17 protein-coding genes are annotated in these 18,188 nt (G+C 74.2%); 4 read left to right on the top strand and 13 right to left on the bottom strand.

Going from position 1 to position 18,188, the window contains the following annotated elements; translation table 11 throughout:
* Position 1: 1 nt before the first annotated feature.
* The 5 genes from ABTX81_RS06085 to ABTX81_RS06065 are packed head-to-tail and all read right to left on the bottom strand — an operon-like array spanning position 2 to position 3,675.
* On the bottom strand, positions 2 to 529 hold the full coding sequence (locus ABTX81_RS06085) for a cupin domain-containing protein (protein WP_350541838.1): 528 nt from the start codon (positions 527 to 529) through the stop codon (positions 2 to 4).
* 40 nt (positions 530 to 569) lie between these two features.
* On the bottom strand, positions 570 to 917 hold the full coding sequence (locus ABTX81_RS06080; protein ID WP_350541836.1) for a DoxX family protein: 348 nt from the start codon (positions 915 to 917) through the stop codon (positions 570 to 572).
* Between the two features lie 12 nt (positions 918 to 929).
* A complete protein-coding gene (locus tag ABTX81_RS06075) occupies positions 930 to 1,448 on the bottom strand; it encodes a cupin domain-containing protein (protein ID WP_350541834.1) in 519 nt (172 codons plus the stop codon).
* A 17-nt stretch (positions 1,449 to 1,465) separates the two neighbouring features.
* Complete coding sequence (locus tag ABTX81_RS06070) at positions 1,466 to 2,770, bottom strand: FAD-binding oxidoreductase (RefSeq protein WP_350541832.1); 1,305 nt, start codon at positions 2,768 to 2,770, stop codon at positions 1,466 to 1,468.
* A complete protein-coding gene (locus ABTX81_RS06065) occupies positions 2,767 to 3,675 on the bottom strand; it encodes an LLM class flavin-dependent oxidoreductase (protein ID WP_350541830.1) in 909 nt (302 codons plus the stop codon). The genes ABTX81_RS06070 and ABTX81_RS06065 overlap by 4 nt, the downstream gene beginning before the upstream one ends.
* A gap of 64 nt (positions 3,676 to 3,739) precedes the next feature.
* Here ABTX81_RS06065 and ABTX81_RS06060 point away from each other — a divergent pair, with 64 nt between their 5' ends.
* Positions 3,740 to 4,090 carry a winged helix-turn-helix transcriptional regulator gene (locus ABTX81_RS06060; protein ID WP_350541828.1) on the top strand — a complete coding sequence of 117 codons (351 nt, stop codon included), beginning with the start codon at positions 3,740 to 3,742 and terminating at the stop codon, positions 4,088 to 4,090.
* Positions 4,091 to 4,134: 44 nt separating this feature from the next.
* Here the strand turns inward: ABTX81_RS06060 and ABTX81_RS06055 are convergent, their stop codons facing one another.
* From ABTX81_RS06055 to ABTX81_RS06035, 5 genes are all read right to left on the bottom strand, one after another.
* Positions 4,135 to 4,974: an oxidoreductase gene (locus tag ABTX81_RS06055; protein ID WP_350541826.1), complete on the bottom strand. Its 840-nt coding sequence runs from the start codon at positions 4,972 to 4,974 to the stop codon at positions 4,135 to 4,137.
* A gap of 81 nt (positions 4,975 to 5,055) precedes the next feature.
* The gene (locus ABTX81_RS06050) at positions 5,056 to 6,231 is read right to left on the bottom strand and encodes an XdhC family protein (protein WP_350541824.1); all 1,176 of its coding nucleotides are present in this window, start codon (positions 6,229 to 6,231) and stop codon (positions 5,056 to 5,058) included.
* Positions 6,232 to 6,277: 46 nt separating this feature from the next.
* Positions 6,278 to 8,488 (bottom strand): xanthine dehydrogenase family protein molybdopterin-binding subunit, encoded by a 2,211-nt coding sequence (locus tag ABTX81_RS06045; protein WP_350541822.1) that lies wholly within the window; start codon positions 8,486 to 8,488, stop codon positions 6,278 to 6,280.
* The gene (locus tag ABTX81_RS06040) at positions 8,485 to 9,474 is read right to left on the bottom strand and encodes an FAD binding domain-containing protein (protein ID WP_350541820.1); all 990 of its coding nucleotides are present in this window, start codon (positions 9,472 to 9,474) and stop codon (positions 8,485 to 8,487) included. The genes ABTX81_RS06045 and ABTX81_RS06040 overlap by 4 nt, the downstream gene beginning before the upstream one ends.
* Positions 9,475 to 9,476: 2 nt before the next feature.
* Positions 9,477 to 9,995 (bottom strand): (2Fe-2S)-binding protein, encoded by a 519-nt coding sequence (locus tag ABTX81_RS06035; RefSeq protein ID WP_350541818.1) that lies wholly within the window; start codon positions 9,993 to 9,995, stop codon positions 9,477 to 9,479.
* Between the two features lie 250 nt (positions 9,996 to 10,245).
* Here ABTX81_RS06035 and ABTX81_RS06030 point away from each other — a divergent pair, with 250 nt between their 5' ends.
* On the top strand, positions 10,246 to 12,993 hold the full coding sequence (locus ABTX81_RS06030) for an ATP-binding protein (protein WP_350541816.1): 2,748 nt from the start codon (positions 10,246 to 10,248) through the stop codon (positions 12,991 to 12,993).
* A gap of 10 nt (positions 12,994 to 13,003) precedes the next feature.
* Here ABTX81_RS06030 and ABTX81_RS06025 read toward each other — a convergent pair whose 3' ends face one another.
* From ABTX81_RS06025 to ABTX81_RS06015, 3 genes are all read right to left on the bottom strand, one after another.
* Positions 13,004 to 13,918, bottom strand: coding sequence for an NAD(P)H-binding protein (locus ABTX81_RS06025; RefSeq protein ID WP_350541814.1), 915 nt, complete (start codon positions 13,916 to 13,918; stop codon positions 13,004 to 13,006).
* Between the two features lie 221 nt (positions 13,919 to 14,139).
* A complete protein-coding gene (locus ABTX81_RS06020; protein WP_350541812.1) occupies positions 14,140 to 14,385 on the bottom strand; it encodes a hypothetical protein in 246 nt (81 codons plus the stop codon).
* A complete protein-coding gene (locus ABTX81_RS06015; protein ID WP_350541810.1) occupies positions 14,382 to 15,560 on the bottom strand; it encodes an inorganic phosphate transporter in 1,179 nt (392 codons plus the stop codon). Before ABTX81_RS06015 ends, ABTX81_RS06020 begins: the two co-directional genes overlap by 4 nt.
* A gap of 333 nt (positions 15,561 to 15,893) precedes the next feature.
* On the opposite strand from ABTX81_RS06015, the gene ABTX81_RS06010 reads away from it, so the two are divergent.
* Positions 15,894 to 16,958 (top strand): acyl-CoA desaturase, encoded by a 1,065-nt coding sequence (locus ABTX81_RS06010; RefSeq protein WP_350541808.1) that lies wholly within the window; start codon positions 15,894 to 15,896, stop codon positions 16,956 to 16,958.
* Between the two features lie 62 nt (positions 16,959 to 17,020).
* Positions 17,021 to 18,175 carry a glycosyltransferase family 4 protein gene (locus ABTX81_RS06005; RefSeq protein WP_350542241.1) on the top strand — a complete coding sequence of 385 codons (1,155 nt, stop codon included), beginning with the start codon at positions 17,021 to 17,023 and terminating at the stop codon, positions 18,173 to 18,175.
* The last annotated feature ends 13 nt before the right edge of the window (positions 18,176 to 18,188 follow it).

Raw genomic sequence — 18,188 nt, 5'->3', positions numbered from 1 at the left:
GTCAGGGCTCCCGGTCGGGCATGATCGTCACCTGGTGCCTGGCCAGCTCCGCCGTGAGGGCCATGAGGTCCTCCGGAGTCAGGGGAGGCGCCGCCTTACCGGGCTCCGGGTCGATGCCGTTGTCGAGCCAGAAGCCCTCGTGGCCGCCGGGCATGATGAAGGTGAGCAGTCGGCCGGGCAGGTCACCGGTGTTGGTGAAACCGTGCCGGTTTCCCCGGGGGACGAAGAGGAGGTCCCCAGGGCCCGCCTTGACGATCTCGTCGCCGTTGACGAAGTCGAAGTCCCCGGAGAGCACGTAGAACGCCTCCTCCTCGCGGCCGTGGGCGTGCGGGATCGCACCGCCGCCAGGCGGCACGGATGTCTCCAGGACGCCCAGCGCGCCGCCGGTCTGCGCCGAGCTGATCTTGACGGTGGTGGTGTCGCCGATCATCCACTTGGTGACGCCCTCGTCGCGGCGGACGAAGACGCCATTGCGGCGGGTCCAGCGGGGGTCGTCCTGGTCGGGCACGGCCGGGATTCCGAACGTCATGGCCACTCTCTCCTTCTCTTCAGGGTTGGACCGGGACCGCTCAGAACGAGGCGAGGCGCAGGACGAGCGTCGCCACGGCCACGAGCAGGAGCACGGCCGAGGACTGGATCCGCCAGTCACGGACCCGCAGGTGGGAGGCGACGGCGCCGGTGAAGTACCCGATGAGCCCGAGGGCTGCGGCCACGCCCAGCGGCGGCCAGGCGAGGCCGATGAGGATCCCCGCGGCGCCGGCGGTCTCCGCCGCCGCCAGCAGGGGCACCCACCGCGCCGGGAATCCGACGTGGTCGAGTGTCCTCATCTGCTGGGGGTCCCGGACGAGCTTGCCGTACGCGGAGAAGAACAGGACCAGGGCGAACAGGGTGGTGACGATCAGGGTGGCGATGAACATCGAAGGCTCCTGTCAGTCCTCGGGAAGGATCGTCACGTTCTCCGCGAGGAGCCCGTCGACCAGGGCGGCGTACCGCTCGGGACCCCAGGGAAGTGACGTCTCGCCCTCGACGGGCGCGTCCCCGTTCCTGAGGAAGAACCGCTCGTGGCCTCCCGGGGTGTACAGGAACAGGAAGGTCGCGTCCTGGTCGCCCACGTTCTTGAACCGGTGGCGCGTGTTGCGCGGGACGAAGACGAAGTCCCCGCTGGTGACCGTGAAGGTCCTCGCGCCCAGGAGGAACTCCAGTTCGCCGTCGAGGAGGTAGAACGCCTCGTCCTCGTTGCCGTGGGCGTGCGCGACCGGTCCGCCGCCCGGCGGGACGACGGCCTTGGCGAAGCCCAGGGCGCCGTTGGTATCGTCGGCAGTCGCCATGATCGTGTAGGTGTCGCCGGCGAGCCAGCGCGCGGTGCCCTCGCCGCGGCGGACGTGGACGCCGCCCTCGCGCGTCCAGCGCGGGTCGCTCTCGTCGGGGACGGGGAAGGGGAAGCTCACTGTTCTCTCCTTGGTGCTCAGGGCGCGGGGCGCAGGATGCCGTCGGGGTCGTAGCGGTTCCACAGGCCGGCGACGCGGGTGCCGGTCGGTCCGGGGTAGGCGCGGGCGAAGGCGGCTTCGTCGCGGGCGCTCTCGAAGTTCACGTAGGCGCCCTCGGTGTGCGGGGCGACCGGGGCCCACGCGGCGTGCAGCGTGCTGCGCTGGTTCGGCGGGAAGGCCGAGGCGATGACGAGGGTGTTCTGGTGGCGGTGGGCGAACGCCGTCGCCGAGGGGTCGGGGTCGTGGCTCGCGCCGCCGAGCGAGCGCAGCTGGATCAGGACGGGATCGGGGGCGGCCGACGCCGTGACCAGAGCGCGCGCGGCGTCCGGGGTCATCCCGGTGAGCAGTCCGTTGGTCGTGCTGGACGGCATCCGTCCGGTGTTGGCGTGCAAGTGCTGGGCGGGGACCAGCGCCGTGTAGGGGGCCACGTGGGCTTCCTGGGCCGTCACGTCCCCGATGCCGAGCAGCGGTTCGACGGCGTCGCGGATGACGGCAGGGCTGTCCGAGGCCACGACCGCGGTGATGAACGCCGTGGTGCCGGTGCCCCGCGAGGCGAGCGTCACCGCAGTCGACAGCTCGCGCGGAGCCCGTTCCATGACCTCGGCCCAGCGCCGCAGCGTCTCCCCGGCCGGGTCGACGGCTGCGGCCAACTGCGCGTAGCCGACGTCACCAAGCTCCATGGCCTCGATCTCGAAGGCCACCGCGATCCCGGCTCCCGCGCCGGCCCCGCGCATCACCCACCACAGTTCGGGCTCGATCGCGGCGTCGGCGCGGACGAACGTCCCGTCCGGCAGGACGACCTCGACGGCGCGGACGTGGTCGATGGTGAGTCCGTACCGCCGCACCAGCCAGCCGACCCCTCCCCCGGTGGCGATGCCGCCGACGCCGACGTTGCCGTGGTCGCCCGAGCTGATGGCGAGCCCGTGCGGGGCGAGCGCCTGGGCGACCCGGGCCCAGCGGGCGCCCGCCTCGACGCGGACCAGCCGGGAGGCGCGGTCGAGGACCTCGACCTGGTGCAGGGCGCCCAGGTCGGTGACGAGCCCTCCGTCGTTGGTGCCGCTGCCGGACAGGCCGTGCCCGCCGCTGCGGACCGCCACCCGCAGCCCCGTCTCCCGCGCGAGCCGCAGCGCGGCGGCTATGTCGCCCGGGGACTGCGGCCTGACGACGGCGGCCGGGCTGCCGACGGTGGTGTAGGTGGAGCGGAGCAGCGGGTAGCGCCGGTCGTCGGGGGTGACCACCTTCCCGGCCAGGGCCGCCGGAAGGGTCCCCAGGGCGCTCTTCACCGCCCGCTCCGCTCGGCGTCGACGCGCTCGCGCACGGCGGGCACGACCTCGTCGGTGAAGGGCGCGAGCTGGTGCTCGGGGTCGGCGGCCGGCCAGAACACGTAGGTGTCGAAGCCGAGTTCCACGGTCCACTCGGTGAGGGTGTCCACCCACTGGCGAACCTCGCCCACGAGCCCGTGGCCGGTCCGGTGCGCGCCGAGCGAGCCGATCGCGCCGGTCACGTTGTAGACGCGGCGCAGTGTGCTCGGGTCGCGGCCCGCCGCCACGGCCGCCTCGTCGATGATCCGCTGGCGGGACGGCACCTCCTGCGGCGGGACGTAGATGTTCAGCGGGGAGATCCAGCCGTCGGCCGCCCGGCCGGCCAGCGCGAGCATCTTCGGTCCCTGGGCGCCGAGCCAGAGCCCGACGGGCTCCGGGGGCACCGGCCCGGCCTGGTAGCCGCCGACCGCGTGGTAGGGGCTGTCGAGCCGGACGGCGCCGCCGGCCAGGGCGGTGCGCAGCAGTCCGAGGGACTCCTCGGCGTACGCCACCATGTCCTGGCCGCGCCGCGCCGGGCCGCCCATCGAGGCGATGGCGTCGGGGATCCCGCCGCCGCCGACACCGAGATGGACCCGTCCGCCGGTGAGCACGCTCAGCGAGGCGGCGGCCTTGGCGAGCATCACCGGCGGCCGCAGCTGGAGGTCGGCGACGTCGGTGAGGAAGGAGATCTGGTCGGTGAGGGCGGCCATGTGGGAGATCAGGGTCCAGGCGTCCAGGTGGCCGGGCTGGTAGGGGTGGTCCTGGACGGCGATGTGGTCGAGGCCCGCGTCCTCCGCCCGGCGGGCCAGGAGCCGGGTCAAGGGCCATGCCACGGCGGCGGGTTCGAGGCTCACTCCGAAGGAGAGCGGCCGTTGGTAGTCGGTCATGGGTCTACGGTCCTCCGGATCGCTTCAAAGCCGAAGCGACGGGTAAGGTGCTAATCTTTGGTAAGTGGATGCCATTCATGACGACACCTGCCCGAGCTTCGCGGGCACCCTCGAACTGATCGGGCGCCGCTGGACCGGCTCGGTCCTTCAGGCCGCCGCCCAGGGCGCCCGCCGCTTCGGCGAGTACCGGGCCCTGATCACCGGAGTCTCCGACCGGCTGCTCTCCCAGCGCCTGAAGGAACTGGAGGCGGCGGGCCTCGTCGAACGCACCGTCATCCCCACCACGCCGGTCCAGATCCTCTACCAACTGTCGCCGGACGGCCAGGAGTTGGTGGACGCCCTGCGGCCGCTCGCGGCGTGGAACACACGGCGCGGCGCGCACCCCCGGGGCGCCGGGCGGGTCCCGGCGGCGTGACCAACCGGCATCGGGCCGCGCACGCGCGGGACGGCTCCGGCCACTCAGGCGGGAGAGTCGTAGCCGGTGGACAGGGAGAGTCCGCGCCAGACGGCGAGCTCATCGGCGACCGCCGCGAGTTTGGCCTCGACCCGGGCCACGCAGTCCGCGCCGAGCTGCAGGCGCAGCGGCGGCTCCTCGGCCCGGGCGAGCGCGACGATGGCGGCGGCGGCCTTGGCCGGGTCGCCGGGCTGCGCGTGGTTGGTCTGCCGGGCCCAGTCGCGGGTCTGGCCGGCCGAACCGGAGTAGTCCTCGATCGTCTGCCGGGTGTGGTGCAGGGAGCTGCCGTCGAGGAAGTCGGTGCGGAACACGCCGGGCTCCACCACCGTGGTGAGGATGCCCAGGGGCAGGAGTTCCGCCCGCATCGCCTCGCTGATGCCCTCCACGGCGAACTTGGTCCCGGCGTAGACGCCCCAGCCCGCGCCGGCCGTGAAGCCTCCGACCGAGCTGATGTTGATGACGCGGCCGGAGCGCCGGCGGCGCATGACGGGCAGGACGGCCCGGCTGACGGCCAGCAGTCCGAAGACGTTGGTGTCGAACACGGCCCGGGCCTCCTCGTCGGAGGCCTCCTCCACCGCGCCGACGAGGCCCCGGCCGGCGTTGTTGACGAGGACGTCGATCCGCCCGAAGCGTTCCACCGCCGCCGCGACCGCCTCCCGGACGCCGGCCTCGTCGGTCACGTCGAGGGCGACGGCCAGCAGCCGCTCCCCGGCGTCGGGCAGCGCCTCGCGGACCGCCTTCGGGTCACGTGCCGTGGCGACGACGGCGTCGCCGTCGGCCAGTGCCCGGCGGGCGATCTCCAGGCCGAATCCACGGGACGCCCCGGTGATGAACCACACCTGCACAACAGCCTCCGATGATCGTTGATGCCCGGACGGACCCCCTGTCCGCCGGGTGCCGGCGCCGGCCCCGCTGTCCGTCACCGGTCACGCGGACCGGTGGGCGGCGGTGGACGCCACCGGCCGGGGACGGGGCGGCGGAAGCCGTTCCCCGTCCCGGTGGATGGGCAGGCGCGTGCCCGTCAGGGGCAGCCCGGTGCCCCCGTGCCGCTCGGCGATGATCTCCGCCACGATGGACACGGCCGTCCCTTCCGGGGTGCGCGCGCCGAGATCCAGACCGATCGGCGAGCGCAGCCGGCCGATCTCACGCTCCGAGAGACCGGACTCGCGCAGCCTCGCCAGGCGGTCCTCGTGGGTACGCCGGGACCCCATGGCCCCGACGTAGGCGACCGGCGACCGCAGCGCCCGTTCGAGCAGCGGCACGTCGAACCTGGCGTCGTGCGTCAGGACGCACAGCACCGTCCGGTGGTCGACCTCGGTGGCCTCCAGATAGCGGTGCGGCCAGTCGGCGACCACGTCGTCGGCCTCCGGGAAGCGCGCACGGGTCGCGAACACCGGGCGCGCGTCGCACACGGTGACGTGGTAGCCGAGGTACTTGCCCAGCCGGACGAGCGCTGCGGCGAAGTCGACGGCGCCGAACACGATCATTCGCGGCGGCGTGACACGAACCTCGACCAGGAGGGTGAGCGGCCGACCGGGGTTTGTCTCGTCCCCGCCCAGCACGACCGTGCCGGTGCGCCCGGCGTCGAGCATGGCCCGGGCCTGCGCCGACGCGCTGCGGGTGAGCGGGCCCTGACCGTCCAGGGTGCCTTCGTACGATCCGTCGGGGCGGACGACCAGCCCGTGTCCCAGCAGCTCAGCCGGCCCGTCGACGACCCGGGCGAGCGCGACCGGCTCGCCCGAGCGGACGGCGGACAGGGCCGAGGCGACCACCGTCCGCTCCGGTCCGCCGGCCCGGACGGGTACCACGAGGACGTCGATGACGCCGCCGCAGGTCAGGCCCACCGCGAACGCGGTCTCATCGCTGTAGCCGAAGCTCTCGCGCACGGGCCGGCCGTCCTCCAGGGCCTGCCGGCACAGCTCGTACACGGCGCCCTCGACACACCCGCCGGAGACCGACCCGACGGCGGCGCCCTCGCGGTCCACGGCCAGCGCGGCGCCGGGTTCCCGGGGCGCGCTTCCGCTGACCCCGACGACGGTCGCCACGGCGAAGTCCCGGCCCTGCCCGAGCCACCCGTCGACGGAGCCGGCGATGTCCAGCAATGTCTTCCTCCTTACGGTTCCCCGCGGTTCGGAGCACGAACGCGGCTCAGAGCATGAGCTGGTCGATGGTGAAGGGCAGGGAGCGCAGGCGCCGGCCCGTGGCGTGGCGGACGGCGTTGCCGATGGCCGCGGCGAGCCCGACCAGACCGATCTCGCCGACGCCCTTGGTGCCGACGGCCGTCGCGCGGTCGGGACCGCCCACGAACAGCACGTCCATGTCGGGCACGTCCGCGTTGACGGGCATGAGGTAGTCGCCGAAGGTGGCGTTGGCGATGCGCCCGGTGCCCTGGTCGGTGAGGGTCTCCTCGAACAGGGCCTGGCTGATGCCGCCGACCGTGCCGCCGATGATCTGGCCTGCGGCGGTCCTCTCGTTGAGGATCCGCCCGCCGTCGATCGCGGACACCACCCGGGCGACGCGCAGCAGGCCGAGCGCCGGGTCGACGCGCACCTCGACGAACTTCGCTCCGAAGGCACCCGCGAGGGCCATCCCCAGGTCCTCGGACCGGGGAGGTGTGCTCCTGCCGTCGGCGCTCAGCTCCTCCAGTCCGTGGCGGGCCAGGATGTCGACGAAGGACTCTCCCCCGGTCGGGTCCCCGGTGCGGTGGAGGCGTCCCCCGGCGATGGTGACGTCGCCGGGCACCGCCCCCCGCAGCGGGGAGGCGGGGTCGTCGGCCACCACGTCCAGGAACTCCCGCACCAGCCGCCGGCACGCCGCGTGGACGGCGTTGGCGAGCGCGCCGGTGAGGCCGGAGCCGCCCGCCTGGGGCGCGTACGGCATGTCGGAGTCGCCGAGGTCGAAGCGGACCCGGTCGATCTCCAGGCCGAGGAGCCCGGCCGCCAGCTGGGTCATCACCGTGTACGTACCGGTGCCGATGTCGACGGCGGCGCTGCGCACATAGGCCGAGCCGTCCCGGCGCACCGAGACGCGTGCCTGGCAGGGCACCTGGTAGAAGGGGTAGGAGACACCGGCCACGCCGTATCCGACGAGCCAGCGGCCGTCCCGCATCGAACCGGGTTCCGGAGTGCGCCGGGACCAGCCGAAGCGCTCGGCGCCCCGCAGGTAGCACTCCCGCAGCGCGTTGCTCGACCAGGGCAGGCCCGACAGCGGGTGCTCCTGGGCGAGGTTGCGCAGCCGGAACTCCACGGGGTCCATGCCGACGGCGTGGGCGACGTCGTCGATGGCCGACTCCAGGGCGAAGTTGCCCTGGCCCTCGGCCGGTGCCCGCATGGAGCCGGGGCAGGGGATGTTGAGCCGCGCCTGCTTGTCCTCGGTGAGCACATGGGGACAGGCGTAGGCGACGGCCGAGCCGAACGACACCGGTTCGTAGTCGTCGTCCTCCATGGCCACCGAGGACAGGCCGTGGTGCTCGATGGCGAGGAGGTCGCCGTCGCGCGTGGCACCGATCCTGATCCGCTGGACGCTGTTCGGCCGGTGTCCCACCGAGGTGAACATCTGGGGGCGGGTCAGGACGAGCTTGACGGGCCGCCCGACCTGCCGGGCCGCCAGCGCGGTGAGGATGACGTGCGGCCACACCCGCAGTCCGGCTCCGAAGCCGCCGCCGACGAACGGCGCGAGGACCCGGATGCCGCTCTCGGGCACCTTGAAGACGACGGCCAGCGTGGTGCGGACGTTGTGCGGCCACTGGGTGGAGTCGTGAACCGTGAGCGCGTCGCCGTGCCACGACGCCAGCGTGGTCATCAGCCCCAGCGGGTTGTTGGTGTTGTCGGGGGTGGTGTACGTGCCCTCGACGACGACGTCGGCCCGGGCGAAGCCGGCGGCGACGTCGCCCTTGCGGGTGTCCAGTCCCCACGGATCGTCCACGATCTCGGCCCGGGGGTCGTCGAGGTCGAGCACGGCCTTGGTCGCCTCGTAGTCGACATGCACCAGCCGCGCCGCGTGCCGCGCCTGCTCGGCGCTCTCGGCGACGACGACGGCGACGTGCTGGCCGTGGTGGAGGATCCGGTCGTCCTGCAGCGGCGCCGGCGGCGATCCGCCCAAGAGCGTCAGCGGACCGCGCGCCAGCTCGGGCGCGGTAAGGTGGGTGATGACCGCCAGCACGCCCGGGGCCGCCCCGGCCCGCGACACGTCGATGTCCCGGATGCGTCCGGCGGCGACGGTGCTGCCCACCAGGGCGGCGTGGACCATGCCGGGCAGGGAGAAGTCGTTGGGGTAGCGCGCCCCCCCGGTCACTTTCAGCGGGGCGTCCACGCGCTCGATGCCCGCGCCGACGATGCCACCGGTCCCGAGGGTCGTCATGATCGTGCTCCTGCCACCGTCTCGAGGGTGCGGACGAGGGTGCGCTCGGCCAGGTCCACCTTGAACGCGGTGCCCGGCAGCGGCCGGGCGCCTTCCAGTGCGGCCCGCCCCGCCGCGCGGAACACCTCCGCGGTCGCGCGGGAGCCGCGCAGCACCTCCTCGGCGCCCCAGGCACGCCAGGGCACGGTGCCCACGCCGCCGAGCGCGACGCGCGCCTCCCGGACGAGCCCGTCCTCCAGGACGAGGGCCACGCCGGCCGAGGTCAGGGCGAACTCGTACGAGGCTCGGTCGCGGACCTTGAGGTAGTGCGAGCGCGCGGCGGCCGGAAGGAGCGGGATCTCGACCGCGGTGATCAGCTCGCCGTGCCGCAGCACGTTCTCGACGTGCGGGGAGTCTCCCGGCGGGAGGTGGAACCGGGTGAGCGGGACCGACCGCGGGCCGTCGGTGCCCTGGAGGTGGACGACGGTGTCGAGGGCCGCCAGGGGCACCGCCAGGTCCGAGGCGTGCAGGGCGATGCAGTGGTCGCTGGTGCCGAGGACGGCGTGCATGCGGTGCATGCCGTCGACGGCGGCGCAGCCGGACCCGGGTGCGCGCTTGTTGCAGGCGGGGACCGTGGGGTCCCGGAAGTAGCGGCAGCGGGCCCGCTGGAGCAGGTTGCCGCCGATCGTGGCCATGTTGCGCAGCTGGGTCGACGCCCCGAGCAGCAGGGCCTCCCGGACGAACGGCAGGCGTTCGCGCACGACGGTGTCGGCGGCGAGTTCCTCCATCGTCGTCAGCGCGCCGACCCGGATCGTGGTCCCGGTGTGCGTGATGCCGCCGAGCGGGAGGCGGGTGATGTCGAGGAGCCGCCCGGGCCTCAGCACCCCGTCCTTCATGAGGTCCAGCTGCGTGGTCCCGCCGGCGAGGTACGAGGTGTGCGGGTCGGCGGTGGCCTCGGCGACCGCCTGGGCGACGTCGGTGGCCCGGGCATAGGCGAAGGGATGCACGATCAGCGCTCCCCGGTGACGTCGCGGATGGCCGCGCGGATGTTCGGATAGGCGCCGCAACGGCAGAGGTTGCCGCTCATGAACTCGCGGATGTCCTCGTCGGTGCCGGCCCGTCCCTCGGCGAGGAGGCAGACCGCGGACATGATCTGTCCCGGAGTACAGTAGCCGCACTGGAACGCGTCATGGCGCGCGAAGGCGGCCTGCACGGGGTGCGGCCCGCCGTCCGGGGACAGCCCCTCGACGGTGGTGACCTCCCGGCCCTCGCACTGGGCGGCCAGGACGAGGCAGGCGACCACGCGCTTCCCGTCGACCATGACCGTGCAGGCACCGCAGGCGCCCTGGTCGCACCCCTTCTTCGCGCCGGTGAGGCCCAGGTGGTCACGGAGCGCGTCGAGGAGGGTGACGCGAGCATCGACCCGGAGGGCGTGCGCGGTGCCGTTGACGGTGAGCGTGACGTCGACGTGCGGCACGACGGGAGGCGACTGCCCGGAGCGGCGTGCCTCGGTCGCTGGGTGCTTCATGGCGCCTCGATTTCTTGAGCCCCGGGGAGACCCTGGGGAAGGACATGCATGACTATTCCCTGGGAGCGGGGCCCACGTACCAGGGGTGACCCCTGGTCGAGCCCCTGGGGTACCCGCGCCACCCGCCGTCTCGCCGTCTCGCCGTCTCGCCGCAGGGCTCGCTGTCGCACAATGTGCGTCAGCGCCCGACGGCGAATCAGCTCGGCCTCCGCGAAGAGAAAGGGCCAAACGGACGGTGTCACCGCCTCATGTGCTGGGACGAAGCGCCGAGTGCGCGCTGCTCGACGACCTGCTCTCGGCGGTTTCGCGCGGCGAGAGCCGGTCCCTGGTCGTCCGCGGTGAAGCGGGCGTGGGAAAAACGACTCTGCTCGACCACCTCGTCGCCGGCGCGCTGGGCTTTCAGGTCGTCCGCGTCACCGGTGTGCAGGCCGAGATGGAGCTGGCCTACGCGGGCCTCCACCAGCTGTGTTCCTCGATGGCCGAGCAGGTCGCCGTGCTGCCGGCCGGTCAACGCGATGCCCTGCAGGGGGCGCTCGGCCTCGGTTCGGTGCGTCCCCCGGACGGCTTCCAGGTCGCCCTGGCCACGCTCGGCATCCTGTCCGAGGCCGCCCGTGAGCGGCCGCTGCTCTGCGTCGTGGACGACGCGCAGTGGCTCGACCGCGCCTCGATGCAGGCCCTGGCGTTCACCGCGCGAAGGCTGCGGGCCGAATCGGTCGCCCTCGTCTTCGGCGTACGGACCCCGGACGGCGTGGAGGACGGGGACAGCCGGGCGAGCGGAATCCCCGAGCTCCTCGTGGAGGGGCTGCCCGATGAAGCGGCGCGCTCGCTCCTCATGTCGCTGCTGCCCGGCCGCTGGGACGAGCAGGTCGTCGACCGGATCGTCGCCGAGGCCCGTGGAATCCCGCTCGCCCTGGTGGAGCTGCCCAAGGAGTCGACGCCGACGGAGTACGCGGGCGGCTTCGGCCTGCCGCGCGCGACCCCGGCCGGCGACCGCGTCCGGGCCGCCCATGCCGGCCGCATCGCGGGACTGCCGCCCGAGACCCGCCGCCTGCTCCTCGCGGCCGCCGCGGAGCCGACCGGCGATCCGGTCCTGCTCTGGCGCGCGGCCGAGCGACTCGGCTTGAGCGCGGCCGCCGCCTCACCCGCCGTCGCCCTCGGGCTCCTCGTGATCTCCGACCGGGTCGGCTTCTCGCACCCCACCGTCCGCTCCACCGTCTACTGGCAGGCGACCCACGACGAACGCTGCGCCGCGCACCGCGCGCTCGCGGACGTCACCGACCCGCTGACGGACCCCGACCGCCGTGCCTGGCACGCGGCGCGGGGCGCCGAGGGCCCTGACGAAAGGATCGCCGCGGACCTGGAACAGTCCGCGGCGCGGGCGCGGGTCCGCGGGGGCCTGGCCGCCGCGGCGGCGTTCATGTCCCGGTCGGCCGAACTCACCCCCGACCCGGTCCGCCGTCGGGAACGGGCCTTGCGGGCCGCGCGGGCGGCCCGTTCCGCGGGAAGCCCCGACGATGCCCTGCGACTGCTCTCCATGGTCGAAGCGGGCCCCGTCGACGAGCGCCGCCAGGGCGAACTCGACCTGCTGCGGGCCCAGATCGCCTTCGCCACCAAGCGCGGCCGCGACAGCGCCTCCCTGTTCCTGCGGGCCGCCCGCCGGCTCGAACCACACGACGTCGAACTGGCCCGCGACACCTATCTCGAAGCGATCAGCGCCGCCATGTTCGCCGGGCCGCAGGACGCCGGCGGCCAGGCCGAGATGAGCCGGGCGGCCCTCGACGCCCCGCCCGCCCCTCACCCGCCACGCCCCGTCGACCTCCTGCTCGACGGTACGGCGACCCGGATCGCCCTCGGGCACGCCGCCGGCGTCGACACCCTCAGGACGGCGCTCGCCGCCTTCCGCGACCCGGCACTCCCCGAGCCGGACGGGCTGCGGTGGCTGTGGATGGCCGGCGCGACGGCGGTCGGCCTGTGGGACCAGGAGGGCTGGGACGACCTCTCCGGCACGTACCTCAGGCTCACCAGGCGGACCGGCCAGACCGCCGCGCTGCCACTCGCCCTGACGATGCGTACCGTCATGCACACCTGCGTCGGCGAGCTGGACCTCGCGTCCGCCCTGGTGGAGGAGGTGCAGCTGGTCTCGGAGGCCGTCGGCACCCCGCCGCCGCTGTACGGGGCCCTGCTGCTCTCCGCGTGGCGGGGCCATGAGGCCGAGGTCGCCCGGCTGAGCAGGACCGCGGAGGCCGAGGCATCACGTCGGGGCGAGGGCAACGGGCCCGTGATGGGCAACCTCGCGCGGGCCATCGTCGCCAACAGCATCGGCCGCTACCAGGACGCGCTGGCGGCGGCGCGCGAAGCGTGCCGGGGAAGCCGGCCGCTGGAGGTGGGCGGAGCGACCTGGGCGCTGTCGGAGTTCATCGAGGCCGCCGCCCGCGCGGGGGCACCCGGCGAGGCGGCGGACGCCCTGCGGCGCCTGACCGAGGTGACCGGCCCCAGCGGCACGGACTGGGCCCTGGGCGTCGAAGCCCGCGCCCGGGCCCTCGTCGGCGGCTCGGGCGAAGCCGAGGACCGGTACCGGGAGGCCGTCGACCGGCTCTCCCGGACCCGGATCCGCGGCGACCTCGCCCGTACGCACCTCCTGTACGGCGAGTGGCTCCGCCGCAAGCGCCGCCGCCAGGCGGCCCGGACGCAGTTGCGGACCGCGTACGACCTGTTCACCGCCATGGGCATGACGGCGTTCGCGGCCCGATCCGCGCGCGAGCTCCAAGCCGCCGGGATGACCGTGACCATGCCCACGGCCGTCGCCGCGAGCGAACTCACGGCTCAGGAGAGCCAGATCGTCCGGCTGGTCCGCGAGGGACTCACCAACGCCGAGATCGGGACCCGGCTGTTCATCAGCCCCCGCACCGTCGAATGGCACCTGCGGAAGATCTTCGGGAAGCAGGGCCTCTCCTCCCGCCGTCAGCTACGGAACCCCGCGAACCACGGCAGGGGCTGACGGCGTCGGCCTACGACCGCAGGCCGGGGGTGTTCCCGATGAAGTGGTCGAACCCCAGCGGGGGGCGTCCGAGCAGCTCGGCAATGTCGTTCGTGGCCCGGTCGTACCGGTTCTCGCCGTGCAGCCGTGCCATCGTGGCGATGTGCTCGAAGACGTGGGGCGGCAGGTCCTGGGCCCTGAGGTCGCGGTCCAGCCACTCCTCGTACGGCACGTCGACGTAGGTGACGGCATGGCCCAGGGCGGCGGAGAACTCGGCCGCGACGGCCGTCATGTCACGCGAGCGCGCCCCGGTCAGTTCGTAGACGCGGCGGGCCGGCGGCGCCGGATCGAGCAGGAGCCGGGCGACGACCTCCGCGACGTCGGCCGCGGCGACCGGTGAGGTCCGGGCCGAGCCGAACGGCAGGCGGATCGTGCGGTCCCGCAGGATCGAGGCGACGGCGATCCGCGCGAACAGCGGATTCTCCATGAACACCGTGGGCCGGACATGGACGACCGGCACGCCCGACCAGTCGAGGACCTGCTCGGCCAGCCAGTGCAGCCGCTGCTGGCGGGACTCGGCACCACTGGTGAGGTCCATCTGCGAGACCGTCATCTGCGAGATGCTCACCAGCAGATCGAGGCCCTCGCCGTCCCGCGCGGCCGCGGCGACCGTCGTCGCGGCCTCCAGGTACGCCGGCGACACACCCATCCCGAAGTAGGCCCGGCGGCAGCCCGCCAACGCCCCCACCACGTCGGCGCCACGGGTGAGGTCACCGACCACCACCTCGACGCCGTCCACCGCCCGCAGCGCCGAGGCCCGCTCGTCGTCGTGGTGCACGAGCGCCCGGACCGGCACTCCCCCGGCCCGCAACCGGTCGAGGACCGCTCGTCCGACTCCGCCGACGCGCCCACCGACACCAGTGACGAGGACAGGTTCGATCCCCACCGCGACCACCTCCTGCCCTCCGGACCGGGCAGCCACTCCGCTCGGCCGTTCGGGACGACCCTACGGCCGGCGGGTCGTCCACGCAGCCACCTTCGGCAGGAACCGCCCGCTCTCGGTTGGATGACCCGCACCTGTGCACGGTGCGGGCCGCGGTGACGCCGACAGGCGTGGACCGCCCTGCGCCGACCGGCCCCGCTTCGTCTGCGGCGCAGCGGGTGGTCTCAGCTGTGGCCGACGATGACGGAGATGCCCCAGCCGATCGACGCGAGCACCACCGCGAAGAGCAGGCCGGCCAGGGCGTAGCCGACCGGGCCGGGGGTGGTCCGTCCGGTCGACGGGCCGTCGGCGGGGCCGGGCGGGTTGAGCAGGCGCAGGCCGAGGGCGAACAGTGCGGGCAGTCCGGCGCCGGTGAGCAGGCCCACCACGACGATCCTCCACACGGCGTCCAGGTTGATCCAGGAGTTCACGAGCCCACCTCGTCCTTGGCCTTGCCCTTCGCCTTGGCTGCGGCGGACTCCGGGATCACCGAGCCGGTCCACGCGGCGTTGACGTTCTCGGGTGTCACCGCCGGGTAGCGGGAGGCGGCGAAGAAGGCGACCGACGCCAGCACCAGCACCACGAAGATCACCACCACGCCGGCCGTCCCGCCGATCCCGTTCGCGACCCAGTAGGCCGCCGCGCCGACCAGCGCCGCAGCCGGGAGGGTGAACAGCCAGGCCGTCACCATCCGGCGGGCGAGCTGCCAGCGGACCACGGCGCCCTTCCAGCCGACTCCCGAGCCCAGGATCGATCCGGTGGCCACGTGCGTGGTGGAGAGCGAGTAGCCGAAGTCGGTGGAGCAGAGGATCACGGCGGCCGACGCCGACTCGGCGGCCATCCCCTGGGGCGGCGCGATCTCCACCAATCCCTTGCCCAGCGCCCGGATCACCCGCCAGCCGCCGGCGTACGTGCCCAGGGCGATGGCCACCGCGCAGGAGAGGATCACCCAGTCGGGGGCCTTCGCCCCGGCCGGCAGGGTGCCGTTGGCGATCAGGGCGAGGGTGATGACGCCCATGGTCTTCTGCGCGTCGTTGGTGCCGTGGGCGAGCGAGACCATGGAGGCCGAGCCGATCTGGCCCAGCCGGAACCCGCGCTCGCGCGGGAGCTCGGACACGTCCCGGGTGATGCGGGCGACCAGCAGGGTGCCGGCCACGGCCACCAGACCGGCGATGAACGGCGACAGCGCCGCCGGCACGATCACCTTGGAGACCAGGCCCTGCCACTTGACGGCCGAGGAGCCGGCCGCCGCCACCGTCGCCCCGATCACCCCGCCGATCAGCGCGTGCGAAGAACTGGAGGGAATACCCAGGTACCAGGTGGCCAGGTTCCACAGGATGCTGCCGGTCAGACCGGCACACACCACCGTCAGGGTCACCTCCCCGCTGGCGACCAGGCCGTTGGCGATGGTCGCCGCCACCGCGGTCGACAGGAACGCGCCGACCAGGTTCAGCACCGCCGAGACCGCGACCGCGACGCGCGGCGGCAGGGCCCCGGTGACGATCGAGGTCGCCATCGCGTTGCCGGTGTCGTGGAAGCCGTTGGTGAAGTCGAAGCCCAGCGCCGTGACGACCATCAACGCCAGGACCGCGTCGTTGCCGGTCACGCACCCGAACCTAACCCGCCCGGCGGAGCCGTCCCGGTCCCGTACCGCCCCGGCACGCCGGACGGCGGCGGCCCGCCATCCGGTCGGACCAGCACCGGGGCACCATGGCACGCTGCGCTCCGGGACGGCCTACCGGCCCTGCGACAACAGGTCGCACGGGGCATCCGTACTCGAACACCAGGTCGTCCGCCAACAGTGGCGGCTCACCCGATCGGGTCACTTTCACCACCGGTACAGGACGGTGACGATTCGGGTGCGGAACACTCGGGTCCCTCCCGCCCGGGGCGCTGTGCGGCGATGGCGGGCCGGGGCGCACCGATACCGGAGGGTGGCATGACCGTTCAGGACCCCTCGGATGACGGGCCCGCCCGGCGCGACGAGTTCACCGAGCTGTACCGGCGGGTGGCAGCGGCCGGTCTGCTGCGTCGGCGCCCGCTGTACTACGCCTGCCGCGCCACGGTGCTGTTCGCCGCGCTGGCGGGGCTGCTGGCCGGCTTCGTCGCGCTCGGCGCGAGCTGGTGGCAGCTCGGCCTGGCGCCGCTGTTCGCCCTGCTGTTCGGCCAGTTGGCGCTGCTCGGCCACGATGTGGCGCACCGCGCGGTGTTCGCCGACCGCCGGGCCACCGACCTGGCGGGCATCGTGCTGGGCAACCTGGTGGTCGGCATGAGCTACGGCTGGTGGGTCGACGACCACAACCGGCACCACGCCCATCCGAACCGGGTGGGCCACGACCCCGCCGCCGACTCCCTGCTCTTCGTCCGCAGCACCGAACAGGCCCGGCGGACCAGGGGGTTGCGGCGGCTGGTGGCGCGCCACCAGGCGGAGCTGTTCTTCCCGCTGCTGTCCCTTCAGGCGCTCGGCCTGCTGGTCGCCACCGGCGTGACCCTCGTCCGCGGCACCGTGCGCCACCCGGTCCTGGAGCGCACCCTCGCCGCCCTGCACCACGTCCTCGCCGCGGCCCTCACGGCCGTCGTCCTCGCTCCGCTCCAGGCGTTCGCCTTCACCGTCCTGTTCGCGGCACTGCTCGGCGTCTACCTGGGCTGCGTCTTCGCCCCCAACCACAAGGGCATGCCGCTGACCGGCCCGGACGCCGGGCACGCCGGCTTCCTCCGGCGGCAGGTGCTGCCCTCCCGCAACCTGCGGGCGGGCCGGGCCGTCCACGTCCTCTTCGGCGGCCTCGGGTACCAGATCGAGCACCACCTCTTCCCGGCCATGCCGGCGGCGGCGCTGCGCCCGGCCTCGCACCTGGTGCGCGCCTACTGCGCGGAGATCGGCGTGCCGTACGCCGAGGCCGGCCTGACCAGCAGCTTCCGGGAGATCCTGCGGGACCTGCGTGCGGTCGGCCGCTCCGTCCCGGCCCGCCCGGGGGCCGCGGCCGCGGCGGAGACCGCCCGGTGAGCGGGCTGCTGCCCCGGCCGGTGGCACCCGCCGGGGCCGGTCCGGCCGCGGCAGGCGGGCGGCTGCGGGTGGTGATCGTCGCCGAGGCCTTCGCCCCGCAGCTCAACGGCGTGGCCCACAGCGTGCTGCGGACCGCCGAGCACCTGCTGGCCCGGGGCCACTCCCCGCTCGTGGTGGCACCGGCAAGCCGCGGCGCGCCCCGGCACCGCGCCGGCTCCGACGACCGGGCGTACGGCTACCCGGTGGTCCGCGTCCCGTCGCTGCCGCTGCCCGGCTACCCGGAGGTGCGGATCGCCGTCCCCGGGCGCCGGGTGGCCGACGCCCTCCAACGGCACCGCCCGCACGTGGTGCACCTGGCCGGCCCGTTCGCGCTCGGGGCCGCCGGCTCCGCCGCAGCCCGGCGCGCGGGCGTCCCGGTCGTGGCGGTGTACCAGACCGACCTCGCCGCCTACGCCCGGACCTACCTCCCCGTCGCCGGAGCGGCCGGGGAACGGCTGGCCTGGCACCGGCTGCGGCGCATCCACGCGGCGGCCGCACGGACCCTCGCGCCGTCCCGGTCCTCGCTCGCCGCCCTGACCGCCCACGGGATCCCCCGGATCCACCTGTGGCCGCGCGGCGTCGACCGCGACCGGTTCCACCCCGGCCACCGCGACGAGGGGCTGCGCCGGCGCCTCGGCGCGCCCGGCGACGTCCTGGTCGGCTACGTCGGACGCCTGGCGCCGGAGAAGCAGGTCCACCGGCTGGCCGAGGTCTCCCGCCTCCCGGGCGTCCGGCTGGTGGTCGTCGGCGACGGCCCCTGCCGGGCCCGACTGGCCGCCGCCATGCCGGACGCGCTGTTCCTGGGCCCCCGCACCGGGCCGGAACTCGCCCGGCTCTACGCCTCGTTCGACCTCTTCGCGCACCCCGGTCCGTTCGAGACCTTCGGCCAGACCCTCCAGGAGGCGATGGCCAGCGGCCTGCCCGTCATCGCCCCGGCGGCCGGCGGACCGCTCGACCTCGTCCTCCCCGGCCGCACCGGCTTCCTCGTCCCGCCCGGACCGGGGCCCGGTTTCCGGGAGGCGGTGGAGCGGCTCGCCCACGACGCGGACCTCCGCGGGACGTTCGGCCGGGCCGGCCGGGCCGCGGTGGCGGAACGCGGCTGGGAGGCGGTGGGCGACCGGCTCGTCGACCACTACCGGCTCGTGGTCGCGGAGTCCTCCGCGACAGAGCGCACCTGAGACCGCGGAACGG

Origin of the sequence: Kitasatospora sp. NPDC097605, from assembly GCF_040302725.1 — a bacterium.
Classification (GTDB): Bacteria; Actinomycetota; Actinomycetes; order Streptomycetales; family Streptomycetaceae; genus Kitasatospora.
The sequence above is the reverse complement of the archived record's forward strand: the minus strand, read 5'-3'. Positions and strand labels throughout refer to the sequence as shown.